An 11,907-nucleotide genomic window follows, 5' to 3' on the forward strand; every position below is an offset into this window, starting at 1 on the left:
GCGCTAGGCGTAGTGCCGCCGCGGCACGGTGACGTGGTAGCCGGAGTCGAGCAGTTGGGGCAGGTAGCGCCGCAGGGCGCGGACACTCTGGGAGCGGTCGCCCCCGGCGTCGTGGGAGAGCACCACGACGCCGGGGGCGGCGCCCTTCTCGACGCGCTGCACGATGGAGGGGGTGCCGGGGGTGGTCCAGTCGAGCGTGTCGACGGTCCACGCGAGCGGTTCCATGCCGAGGTCGGCGCCGAGTTGGAAGGCAGCGCGGTTCCAGGCGCCGTAGGGGGCGCGGAACCACTCGGGGCGGTCCCCGCAGGCGTTCGCGATGACGTCGCTGGTGCGTTCCATCTCGGAGCGGATCTGCCGGCGGGTGAGCCCGGTCAGCAGGGGGTGGGACCAGGTGTGGTTGCCGACGACGTGCCCCTCGTCGCTCATCCGCGCGAGCAGCTTCTTGTTGTCCACGGCCATCTCGCCGCACACGAAGAACATCGCGCGCACGTCGTACTCGGCGAGGGTGTCCAGGATGTGGGGGGTGTAGCGGGGGTCGGGGCCGTCGTCGAAGGTCAGCACCATGGTGCGGCCGCGTCCGGACACGCGCAGCATCGGTTCGCGGCGTACCAGGGTCCGGCGGGGCGCGGCGCGCGGGGGGCCGTAGCCGGTGAGCGGCTGGAGGCGGTACGCGGAGGAGTGGGGAGCCCGGCGGGCCGGGGGCCCCGCGGCCGGGGCGGATCCGGTGGGCGGGTCCCCGGTGACCGCCGTGAACACCCCGGCGGTGGCGGCCGCTCCCACGGCTCCGGCGCCCGCGATCAACGCCCGGCGCCGGGTGAGCAGCCGGGAGAGCAACTGATCCTTCTTCATGACGTATCAGTCGCCCGGCCGAAGGCCGACGCACCTGCGCAACACCGGTGTGGCGGCACGGTTTCACCCGTCCGGCCCACGCAGTCGGGTCAGCGCCGGCGCACCAGCGGGAAGGGCAGGGTCTCGCGGATCGTGAGGCCGGTGAGGAACATGACGAGCCGGTCGACGCCGATGCCGAGTCCGCCGGTGGGCGGCATCGCGTACTCCAGGGCGTCGAGGAAGTCCTCGTCGAGCTCCATGGCCTCGGGGTCGCCCCCGGCGGCGAGCAGCGACTGGGCGGTGAGGCGGCGGCGCTGCTCGACCGGGTCGGTGAGTTCCGAGTAGGCGGTGCCCAGTTCCGTGCCGAAGGCGACCAGGTCCCAGCGTTCGGCCAGGCGCGGGTCGGTGCGGTGCTGCCGGGTCAGCGGGGAGACCTCGGTCGGGAAGTCCTTGTAGAAGGTGGGCAGCCCGGTCCGCTCCTCCACCAGCCGCTCGTACATCTCCAGGACGATGTCGCCGTGGCCGTCGTCGGCGACGTACGGCACCCCGGCGCCGTCGCACAGGCGCTTGAGGGTCTCGACGCCGGTGCCGGGGTGGATCTCCTCGCCGAGGGCCTCGCTGACGGCGCCGTAGACGGTCTTGACGGGCCACGGGCCGGAGATGTCGTACTCCCGGCCGTCCTTGCGGGCGACGGGCCTGCCGAAGGCGGCGGTGGCGGCCTCCTGGATCAGCTCGCGCACGAGGTCGAGCATCACGTCGTAGTCGGCGTACGCCTGGTAGGCCTCCAGGATGGTGAACTCGGGGTTGTGCTTGTAGTCCGTGCCCTCGTTGCGGAAGGTGCGGCCCATCTCGAAGACCTTCTCCATGCCGCCCACGCACAGCCGCTTGAGGTACAGCTCGGGGGCGATGCGCAGGTAGAGGTCGAGGTCGTAGGCGTTGATGTGGGTAGTGAAGGGGCGGGCGTTGGCGCCGCCGTGGATCTGCTGGAGCACCGGGGTCTCGACCTCGAGGTAGCCGCGTGCCAGCAGGCCCTGGCGCACCGCCTGGACGGCGGTGGAGCGGGCGCGGACCACGTCGCGGGCGGCGGGGCTGGCGGCGAGGTCCAGGTAGCGCATGCGGACCTTGGCCTCGGGGTCGGCCAGGCCGCGGCGCTTGTCGGGCAGCGGGCGCAGGCACTTGCCGGTGAGCTGCCAGGAGGTGACGAAGACGGTGGGTTCGCCGTGGTCGCTGACGCCGGCGTGGCCGGTGGCGGTGATGTGGTCGCCGATGTCGGTGTCGGCGGTGAAGCGGTCCAGGGCGGGGCCGGAGCGGTCGCGGGTGAGGGCGAGCTGGTGGTCGCCGGACCAGTCGCGCAGGACGGCGAAGACGATGCCGCCGAAGTCGCGGACCAGCATGATGCGCCCGGCGACGGTGACGTCTTGGCCCGGCTCCACCTCGGCGAGGGTGTGGGTGCGGGCGGGGATGTCCACCGGGTAGGGGTCGGTGCCGTCGGCGCGCAGCCGGTCGAGCTTGCGGTGGCGGACGCGGACCTGGTCGGGCAGGGCGTCCTGGGGGTCGGCGGGCCCGGTCCCGTCCCCTCCGTCGAGACCGAGCGCCGCCAGCGACGGCAGCCCTTCGGTCGTGGCGGGCCGCTGCCCGTTCCTCGGGTGCCCCTTTCCCCACAGCTTGCGCATCGACGGTACGGAGACGAACCCCTCGGCGATGCCGGAGGCGAGGCCGACCTTCGCGAGGGAGGCGGCCTCCGCGTAGCACAGGAAGCGGGGGTACCACTCGGGGCGGTACTTGGCGTTGGAGCGGTACAGGGCCTCCAGCTGCCACCACTTGGAGAAGAACAGCAGCAGTCTGCGCCACAGTCGGAGCACCGGCCCCGCCCCGATGCGGGCGCCCTCCTCGAACACCGAGCGGAACACGGCGAAGTTCAGGGAGACCTTGCGCACGCCCAGCTTGGGGGCGGCGGCGCACAGTTCGGCGACCATGAACTCCATGACGCCGTTGGGGGCCTCCCGGTCACGGCGCATCAGGTCCAGGGAGACGCCGTCCCTGCCCCAGGGGACGAAGGACTGGATGGCGAGGAGGCGCCCATGCTCGTCCATCGCCTCGGCGAGCAGGCAGTCGCCGTCGGCGGGGTCGCCGAGGCGGTCCAGGGCCATGGAGAAGCCGCGCTCGGTCTCGGTGTCGCGCCAGGCGTCGGCCCGTTCGACGAGCTGCCGCATCTCCTCCTCGGTGAGGGTGGAGTGGCGGCGGACGCGGCAGGTCACGCCGAGGCGGCGGACGCGGTTGACGGCCTGGCGGGTGACGCGCATGTCGCGGCCGTCGAGGTCGAAGTCGAGGACGTGCAGGATCGCCTCGTCACCGAGTTGCAGGGCGCCGAGCCCGGCGCGGACGAAGGCCCGGGCGCCCTCCTCGGAGGCGCCCATGACGGCCGGGACCCAGGCGTGGCGGCGGGCCACGTCCTGCCAGGCGGCGATCGCGTGCGGCCAGGCCTCCCGGTCGCCCACCGGGTCGCCGCTGGCCAGGCACACGCCGGCCTCGACGCGGTAGGTGACGGCGGCCTTGCCGCTGGGTGAGAAGACGACGGCCTTGTCGCGGCGGGTGGCGAAGTAGCCGAGGGAGTCCTGGTCGCCGTAGCGGGCGAGGAGGGCGCGGATGCGGGCCTCCTCGTCGTCGTGCAGGGCGGCTTCCAGGCGCTGGGAGCGGAACAGGGTGGCCGCCGCGTTCAGCAGGGCCAGCGCGCCGAACAGGCCGAGGAGGAAGGACAGGGCGTGCGGCGGGCGGCCGTCGAAGCTCCCGGCGGGGACGAGTCCGCCGCAGACGCGGTTCGCGGCCCACGCCAGCCGCTGCCCGCTGGGCAGGGTGCCGGGAAAGGCCTCCACCAGGCCCCAGCCGACGAGGGTCGCCACGGCGAGGCCGGCGACCAGGACGGCGAGGGCCCGGCGGACGGCGGCGCGGCGTGAGGCGGCGTAGAACTCGCGGCGGGCGACGATCAGCAGGACGAGGGCCAGGCCGCACACCACGAAGGAGGGGACGGACTCGGCGAACTCGCCGACGGCCATGCCGAGGATGTCGGTGAGGACCAGCAGGCCGAGGTAGACCACCACCAGCCACCAGGCGACCTTCTTGCGCGCCCCGGTGGCGGCGGCGAGCAGGAAGAGGAAGACCGCGTAGGCGAGGTTGGCGCTGACCGGGACGAGCAGCAGGTCCAGGAAGTGCACCAGGGGGCGCAGCGCGGCGCGCAGCGGCGGGATGACGGCGAGCAGGGCGCACAGCAGGCCGAGTGCGCCGAAGCAGACCGCGAAGCCCTGGGGTACCCGGCTGAGGAGGCCGTGGGCCCGGTGGGGCGGGCGTATCGGACCGGTGGTGTCCTCGGCCGTCCCGGTGTCCGCGATGACGCTCATGCTTTCGACTGTAGGAACACCCGGGCGACCTCGCCCCTCGAGAGCGGTGCGTGCCCCTCAGCGGCTCCCGCCTGCCGGTGCCGGATACGCCCTTCGATAGCCTCGCCACGTGACGGAACAGCAGCACTCCTCTCGGTTCGAGCGGGGCACGGACGGGCCGAAGGTCATCGTGGTCGGGGTGGACGGCTCCGACTCCTCCCTGCGGGCCGCCGCCTACGCCGGTGGCCTGGCACGGCGGCAGAACGCTCTGCTCGCGGTGGTGTACGTGCAGCCGGTGCTGGCGGCGGGGGCCGCGCTCGGCGCGCCGGTGGCCGAGACGACCGACGAGATCGCCGAGGAGCTGGTGGCGCACATCCGGGAGGCCGCCGAACGGCTCAAGGGGATATTCGAGGTCCGCTGGGAGTTCCACACCTTCCGCGGCGATCCCTACAACGGTCTGGTGAAGGCGGCCGACGAGCTGAAGGCGGACGCCGTGGTGGTGGGCGCCTCGGAGCAGGCGGGCCACCGCATCGTGGGCTCGGTGGCGGTCCGTCTGGTGAAGGCGGGACGCTGGCCGGTGACGGTGGTGCCGTAAGGACCCGCCCGCGGGATCCGCCTGCGCGTGGTGTCTTCCGTCGGGCGTCCTGCTGGGCCATCATGATCCGCCGTCAGCCGATTGCCGCGCGCGAAGAGGTGAGGCACATGGCCGGGATCCGGATGGGTGAGGGGATTCTCCGCCGCAAACCGATCGAGCGGATCGAGGAGACGGAGTCCGCCGGGGGGCCGCAGCTGGAGCGGTCGCTGGGGCTGTGGCAGCTGACGGCCATCGGGGTCGGCGGGATCATCGGCGCGGGCATCTTCACGCTGGCCGGCACGGTGGCCAACGGCACCGCGGGCCCGGCCGTCCTGGTGTCGTTCCTCATCGCGGGCGTCGCCAGCGCCGCGGCCGCCCTGTCCTACGCGGAGTTCGCCGGGCTGATCCCGAAGGCCGGTTCGGCGTACACGTACGGGTACGCGGTGCTCGGCGAGCTGGCGGGCTGGTTCATCGGGTGGGACCTGCTGCTGGAGTACACGGCGATCGTCGCGGTGGTCGCCATCGGCATCTCCGGCTACTTCAGCTTCCTGGTGGGCGAGATGGGCGCGGACCTGCCCGCGTGGATGCTGGGGGCGCCCGGGACCGGTGACGGGCACCGGGTCGACCTGTTCGCGGCGCTGCTGTGCCTGCTGATCGCCTACCTGCTCACCCTCGGCATCCGGAACGCGGCCCGGTTCGAGACGGTCGTGGTCGTGCTGAAGGTCCTGGTGGTCCTGCTGGTGATCGGGGTCGGCGTCTTCCACATCGACACGGCGAACTACGACCCGTTCTTCCCCTACGGCGTGGGCGGCGCGTTCACCGGCGCGGCGACGGTGTTCTTCGCGGTGTTCGGCTACGACGCGATGTCGACGGCGGCGGAGGAGTCCAAGGACGCGCAGCGGCACATGCCGAAGGCGATCATCTACTCGCTGGTGATCTCGATGGTGCTGTACGTGGCGGCGTGCCTGGTCCTGACCGGCATGCAGAACTACAAGGACATCGACCCGGAGAGCGGCTTCTCGACGGCCTTCAAGTCGGTGGGGCTGAGCGGGCTGGCGGACGTGATCGCGGTGGGTGCGATCATCGGCATCCTCACGGTGATGTTCACGTTCATGCTGGGCGTCACCCGGGTGTGGTTCTCGATGTCGCGGGACGGGCTGCTGCCGAAGTGGTTCGCGAAGACGGACCCGAAGCGCCACGTGCCCACGCGCGTCACCTGGATCGTGGGGGTGGCCTCGGCCGCCATCGCCGGGTTCCTGCCGATCGGCGAGGCGGCCGAGCTGACCAACATCGGGATCCTGCTGGCGTTCGTGGTGGTGTGCGCGGCGGTGATCGTGCTGCGGTACCGGCAGCCCGAGCTGCCGCGCAGCTTCCGCACGCCGTGGATGCCGGTCGTGCCGGCGGTGGGCATCGTGTTCTCGATCTGGCTGATCACGTTCCTGCAGTGGCAGACCTGGGTGCGCTTCGCCGTCTGGTTCGCCGTCGGTCTGGTGATCTACTTCGGCTACTCCTACCGGCGCTCCGAGCTGGCGCGGACGGCGGTGGACCGGACGGAGGGCTCCCAGAAGCCCTAGCTGCCCATCACCAGCCCGTCCCCGGCGGCGCCGCGGCTGAGGGCGACGTCCCGGATGCGGTCGCGGACGGCGCGGACGTCGGCGCCCTGGGCCAGTGCCCGGTTGAGGTTCACGACCCGCCCGGCGTCGACGTCGAAGAGCTGCGGGACGAACTCCGCCTTGGTCACCTCCCAGCGGCCGCCCGGGGTCGCGGGCGGGGCGAAGGTGAAGCGGCCGAGGGTCGACTGGTTGCCGCGGGGGTCGGGGGTGCCGTCGGGCCCGGTCATCTCGCCGGCGATCTGGTCGCCCATGCCGTAGACGACCCAGGTGCCGTTGACCTTCTCGTAGGCCTGCGGGACGTGGGCGTGGGTGCCGAGGATCAGGTCGATGGCGGGGTGGTCCCCGCTGCGGGCGGCGGTGAGGCTCCGGGCGAGGGCCAGCTGCCGCTCGTCGGGGGCGTCCTGCCACTCGGTGCCCCAGTGCATCGACACGACGACCACGTCGGCGCCCGCGGCCCGCGCGGCCCGGGCGTCCTCGATGATCTTCGCCTCGTCGATGAGGTTCACGGCCCAGGGCTGCCCGGGCGGCAGGGGCCGGCCGTTGGTGTCGTAGCTGTAGGCGAGGTGGGCGACCTCGGCCGGGCCGGCCCGCAGGACGGTGACCGTGCCGGCCTCCTGCTCGGAGCGGGCGGACCCGGCGTGCCGCACGCCCGCGCGGTCGAGGGCGTCGAGGGTGCGCCGGATGCCGTCGGCACCGTCGTCGAGGCTGTGGTTGGAGGCGGTGGAGCAGCCGTCGTAGCCCGTGGCGGCGAGGGCCGGGGCCACCTCGGGCGGCGACTTGAAGGCCGGGTAGCCGGTGTAGGCGCCGTTCTCTCCGTAGACCGTCTCCATGTGGCACAGGGCGAGGTCGGCGCGGGAGACGACGGGGCGGATGCCGGACAGCATCGGCCGGAAGTCGTAGCCGGTGCCGCCCGCGTCGAAGCGGGCCCGGTCGATGATCGAGTCGTGCGGCAGGACGTCGCCGGAGGCGACGAGGGTGAAGCCGCGCGGGCCGGCGGCCGGGGCCGGGCGCCCGGGGCGGGGAGGTTCGTGGTCGCGGGCCTGGCAGGCGGCGCCTGCGGCGAGGACGACGGTCAGGAAGAGGGCCACCTGTCTACTGCGTGCGAGCATCCATTCACCCCACTGTGGGCGTTGTGGTCGTATTTACACACCATCAGGAAAGAAGGCACACGGCGTCCCACCCGGCTGCGACACGCCCACGCGCCCCTCCGGCACCCGCATGGCCGGGCGGGCCGACCGTTCGTCGAACCGTTCGTCGACGCGATCGACCGTCCGCCGCACAGCGCGGTACGTGCCCTGTGCCCCTGCCGCGCCCTGCGGTGGCATACGGCCATGACGGCCGGAACCACGCTCACGAACGGGACGACGACCGCCGAGCACGAGCTCGCCGCACTCCAGCGCGAGCACGGCAGGCCCCTCTTCGCACTCCTGCTCCGGCTCTGCGACGGGGACCGCCAGCGCGCGGAGGACCTGGTCCAGGAGACGCTGGTGCGCGCCTGGCAGCACCCCGAGGCCCTGCGCGCCGACGACTTCGACTCCGTGCGGCCCTGGCTGATGACCGTCGGGCGGCGGCTTGCGATCGACGCCCGGCGCGCCCGGCAGGCCCGCCCGCCCGAGGTGGGCGACGCGGTGCTGGAGAACGCGCGGGTCGGCTCCGACCACGCCGAGCGGGCCGCCGCGACGCTCGACGTCCGGCGCGCTGTGAAGACACTCACGCGCGAGCACCGTGAAGTCCTGGTGCTCGTGTACTTCCAGGGGGCGAGTGTGGCGGAAGCGGCGGCGGCCCTCGGGATCCCGCCCGGTACCGTGAAGTCCCGCGCGTACTACGCGCTGCGCGCCCTTCGCCGGGTGCTTCCGGGATACGCCGCCGACCTGCGGTGAAACCGGCCGCTGAGTCAAACCTCCGTAAAGCGCCTTGCTGAGGACCCCGGTTGAGCAGTCGGGTGTTCTCATCCGTGTTCCGGATGGGGCCGACCGCGCCCCGGGATCCGGTGTCGGGCGACGCGCAGGTACCGGAGGAAGGCAGGAAGGGATGCTGGACAGAGGTCACGAGAGCACGGACGGCGGCGAGGGTGAACTGACCGTCCCCATGGCGTGGTTGTACGCCGAGTACATCGCCGACGAGCTGCTGCGGACGGGCGATCTGATGCCGCCGACGTCCTTCGAGTTCCGCGCCGGGCGCGATGCCCTGGCGCTGACCGTCTTCCTCTCCGACACCGACGGGGAGCTGTCCGGCATCCGGGTCGTCACCCAGCTGGAGACGTGGCTGTCGCTGACCGCCTACGACATGCCCTGGCAGGAGTGGGTGCGCGAGCGCCTGGCCGAGCTGGCCGCCGGCGCCGCCCGCACGGGGCGGCCCGCGCCGGACCTGGAACTGGCGCAGGAGGCCTGGCGCTGGCTCCAGGAGACGGAGCTGCTCGCTCCCGATCTGAACGCCGTGCCGGGCGGGGTCCCGGTGACCGGGGAGGACGACGGACCGAAGGTCTGGACGCCCGCCTGGCAGCTCGGGCTGCCCCTGGGGCACCTGGCGATCCACCTGTTCTGAGAAATCCGCGGCCCGGACCAATCCGCGGGCCGCAGGGCTCCGAATCCTTTGGTTGCGATTGTGTCACCGGCTTGAGTGATTCCGCTGCCTGGTCCGTACCGGTGGGAGCAAGGAGTAACCCCACCCGCACCCAACGGCACGAGGATTCGGCATGAGGTCCCTGGAAAGGCATCGCGACGTCGGCGCCTACGCGCTCGGCGTGCTGGACGAGGCGGAGGCCTTCCGCTTCGAGGACCACCTCATGGAGTGCCCTCGGTGCGCTGCAGAGGTGACGGAGTTCGGCCCGGTCACACGGCAGATGATGCTGTACCGGCGGGCGACGCCGCGGTTCGTGCACCCGATGGCCCAGCCCGGCCCGCAGCTGCTGGACCGGCTGCTGGCCGAGGTGGCGACCCGCCGCCGGACCGGCCGCAGGCGCGTGCTGTTCGCGCTGGCCGCGTCGGTGGCGTTCGCGGTGTCGGTGCCGGGTGTCGCGATGATGGCCCAGGGCAGCGACGAGGGACCGCGGACGGTGGCGGCGACCGACACGCGCACCGGGGTGTGGGCGCAGGTCACGACGGAGGACGGGGCCTCCGGCAGCCAGGTCGAGCTGAAGGTGCGGGACGGCGCGGGCTCGCGCGCCTGCCACCTGGTCATCGTGGGCCACGACGGCACCGAGGAGACCGCGGCCAGCTGGCACGCCCCCGGGCACGACGACCGGCCCAGCACCATGATGGCGAGTTCGTCGATGCACGCCTCCCAGATCGCCCGCTACGAGATCCGCTCGGCGGCCGGGGACGTCCTGGTCCGGCTCCGGCCGGGCTGACCGGCCCGGGGGTCCGTCGTCCGTCCGCCCCCGTCGCCGGGCGGGGCGCGCGTGCCGGTGTGAGACTGCTGGACGACACACCCGGCAGTGCGGTGAGGGGAGACGACGTGGCGACGGCGGACACCGGCGACGGCCGCCTGGAGGAGTTCCTCGCCGACCCGGAGACGGCGACGCTGGACCTGTTCACCGCCGCGGCCCGGTGCACCACGGCCCTCGGGATCCCGCACTCCGTGGTCTACCTGACCGACATCCAGCAGCGCCGGCTCGTGCCGCTCACGGACACCACCCCGGCCCTGCCCGTCGACGACTCCCTCGCCGGCTGGACCTACCGCACCCAGTCGCTGCGCGTCGCGGAGTCCGACACCGGCGGCATGACGGCCTGGCTGCCCCTGGTGGACGGGGCGGAACGCCTCGGCGTGCTGGCCGTGCACGCGCCCGCGCTGACACCGGCCGTGCTGCGCAGCGCCCGGGCCCTGGCCACCCTCGTGGCCATGATGATCACGACGAGCAGGGCGTACGAGGACTCCTACGTCCGGCGTACCCGCACCGACCGGATGCGCCTGCCCGCCGAGATGCTGCGCGCGTTCCTGCCGCCCCGCACGATCGGCACCGCGCGCGTGGTGTCCACGGCCGTGCTGGAACCCGCCTACGAGATCGGCGGGGACGCCTTCGACCACTCCCTGACCGAGACGACCCTGCACGTCACCGTGCTCGACGCCATGGGCCACGACCTGGCCTCCGGGCTCACCACGGCCGTGTCGCTGGCCGCGTGCCGCAACTCCCGGCGCACCGGGGCCGATCTGCCGGACCTCGTGCAGTGCGTGGACGACGCGCTCGCACAGTGGCTGCCCGACCAGTTCTGCACCGGGGTCCTGGCCCAGCTGGACCTGGCCTCGGGGGTGCTGCGGTGGATCAACTGCGGCCACCCCACCCCGCTGCTGATCCGCGACCGGCGGCTGCTCGTCGACGCCATGCTCCGCGAGCCCGACCCGCCGATGGGGCTGCCGTCCCTGCTCGCCGGGCGGAAGCGGGCGGTGCACGAGACGGCACTGAAGCCCGGGGACCGCGTGCTGATGTACACCGACGGGGTCACCGAGGCGCGGTCCGCGGACGGCGGCGAGTTCGGCCTGGAGCAGTTCGCCGACTACATCATCCGGGCCACGGCCGCGGGCGAGCTGGCGTCCGAGACGCTGCGCCGGCTCATCCACTCCATCCTCGACTCCTCCGCGAGCCGGCTGCGGGACGACGCGACCATCCTGATGTTCGAGTGGTGGCCGCCGTCCGGGTGAGGCCGCAGGGTCACTTCAGCAGCCGCGACATCCTGCGGTCCGCCAGCGGCTTGCCGCCCGTCTGACAGGTCGGGCAGTACTGGAGCGAGGAGTCGCTGAAGGACACCTCGCGGATGGTGTCGCCGCACACCGGGCACGCCTCGCCGGTGCGCCCGTGGACGCGCAGCCCGCTCTTCTTCTCCGCCTTCAGCCGGCCCGCCGCCACACCCCGGGAGCGCTCGACGGCCTCGGTGAGCGTCTCGCGCAGGGCCGCGTGGAGCCGGTCGGTCTCCTCCTCGGTGAGGGAGGCGGCGAGCTTGAACGGGGACATCTTCGCCGCGTGCAGGATCTCGTCGCTGTAGGCGTTGCCCACCCCGGCGATCAGGCTCTGGTCGCGCAGCGCGCCCTTGAGCTGCCGCCGTTCCCCGGCCAGCAGCCGCGCCAGCCTGTTCCGGTCGAAGTCGTCGGCCAGGGGGTCGGGGCCCAGCCGGGCCACGCCGGGCACCTCCTGCGGGTCGGCCACCACGTACACGGCGAGCCGCTTCTGCGTACCGGCTTCGGTCAGGTCGAACCCGGCTCCGGTCTCCAGCGCCACCCGCAGCGCGAGCGGGCCCTTGCCCGGGCGGGGCGGGCCGTCGGGGAGGCGGTCCTTCCAGTGCAGCCAGCCCGCCCGGGCCAGGTGCGTCACCAGGTGGGGTCCGTCCCCGGTCGCCACGTCGAGGAACTTGCCGTACCGATGCACGGCGGTGACCTCGTGGCCCTCCAGCGCGGACAGGGGCGGCTCGTACGTCTTCAGGACGCTGATCGCGACGGGCAGCACGCGTACGATCTCGCGGCCGACGAGGTGCTCGGTCAGGAAGTCCCTGAGCGCCTCGACCTCGGGAAGTTCCGGCATGGCTCC

The 11,907-nt window shown here is 73.0% G+C and carries 10 protein-coding genes; 6 read left to right on the forward strand and 4 right to left on the reverse strand.

What is annotated here, in order from left to right; translation table 11 throughout:
* Window positions 1-3: 3 nt before the first annotated feature.
* On the reverse strand, window positions 4-849 hold the full coding sequence (locus ACH4C6_RS08195) for a polysaccharide deacetylase family protein (RefSeq protein WP_398107698.1): 846 nt from the start codon (window positions 847-849) through the stop codon (window positions 4-6).
* Between the two features lie 89 nt (window positions 850-938).
* The gene (gene lysX, locus ACH4C6_RS08200; RefSeq protein ID WP_398107699.1) at window positions 939-4,223 is read right to left on the reverse strand and encodes a bifunctional lysylphosphatidylglycerol synthetase/lysine--tRNA ligase LysX; all 3,285 of its coding nucleotides are present in this window, start codon (window positions 4,221-4,223) and stop codon (window positions 939-941) included.
* A gap of 109 nt (window positions 4,224-4,332) precedes the next feature.
* On the opposite strand from lysX, the gene ACH4C6_RS08205 reads away from it, so the two are divergent.
* Window positions 4,333-4,797 carry a universal stress protein gene (locus tag ACH4C6_RS08205; protein ID WP_369199112.1) on the forward strand — a complete coding sequence of 155 codons (465 nt, stop codon included), beginning with the start codon at window positions 4,333-4,335 and terminating at the stop codon, window positions 4,795-4,797.
* A gap of 107 nt (window positions 4,798-4,904) precedes the next feature.
* Complete coding sequence (locus tag ACH4C6_RS08210; RefSeq protein WP_398107700.1) at window positions 4,905-6,350, forward strand: amino acid permease; 1,446 nt, start codon at window positions 4,905-4,907, stop codon at window positions 6,348-6,350.
* Here ACH4C6_RS08210 and ACH4C6_RS08215 read toward each other — a convergent pair.
* Entirely contained in the window at window positions 6,347-7,498 is a 1,152-nt protein-coding gene (locus ACH4C6_RS08215; RefSeq protein ID WP_398107701.1) for a CapA family protein, read from the reverse strand. The genes ACH4C6_RS08210 and ACH4C6_RS08215 overlap by 4 nt on opposite strands.
* A 222-nt stretch (window positions 7,499-7,720) precedes the next feature.
* Here ACH4C6_RS08215 and ACH4C6_RS08220 point away from each other — a divergent pair, with 222 nt between their 5' ends.
* The 4 genes from ACH4C6_RS08220 (at window position 7,721) to ACH4C6_RS08235 (ending at window position 11,027) form a co-directional block, all read left to right on the forward strand.
* The gene (locus tag ACH4C6_RS08220) at window positions 7,721-8,269 is read left to right on the forward strand and encodes a sigma-70 family RNA polymerase sigma factor (protein ID WP_398107702.1); all 549 of its coding nucleotides are present in this window, start codon (window positions 7,721-7,723) and stop codon (window positions 8,267-8,269) included.
* Between the two features lie 151 nt (window positions 8,270-8,420).
* Window positions 8,421-8,933 (forward strand): hypothetical protein, encoded by a 513-nt coding sequence (locus ACH4C6_RS08225; RefSeq protein WP_398107703.1) that lies wholly within the window; start codon window positions 8,421-8,423, stop codon window positions 8,931-8,933.
* A gap of 151 nt (window positions 8,934-9,084) precedes the next feature.
* Window positions 9,085-9,738 (forward strand): zf-HC2 domain-containing protein, encoded by a 654-nt coding sequence (locus tag ACH4C6_RS08230; RefSeq protein ID WP_398107704.1) that lies wholly within the window; start codon window positions 9,085-9,087, stop codon window positions 9,736-9,738.
* Between the two features lie 107 nt (window positions 9,739-9,845).
* Window positions 9,846-11,027, forward strand: coding sequence for a PP2C family protein-serine/threonine phosphatase (locus ACH4C6_RS08235; RefSeq protein ID WP_398107705.1), 1,182 nt, complete (start codon window positions 9,846-9,848; stop codon window positions 11,025-11,027).
* A 10-nt stretch (window positions 11,028-11,037) separates the two neighbouring features.
* On the opposite strand, the gene ACH4C6_RS08240 is transcribed toward ACH4C6_RS08235, so the two are convergent.
* Complete coding sequence (locus ACH4C6_RS08240; RefSeq protein ID WP_398107706.1) at window positions 11,038-11,901, reverse strand: Fpg/Nei family DNA glycosylase; 864 nt, start codon at window positions 11,899-11,901, stop codon at window positions 11,038-11,040.
* Window positions 11,902-11,907 lie beyond the last annotated feature (6 nt).

This window comes from Streptomyces sp. NPDC017943 (genome assembly GCF_044328425.1).
GTDB lineage: Bacteria > Actinomycetota > Actinomycetes > Streptomycetales > Streptomycetaceae > Streptomyces > Streptomyces djakartensis_A.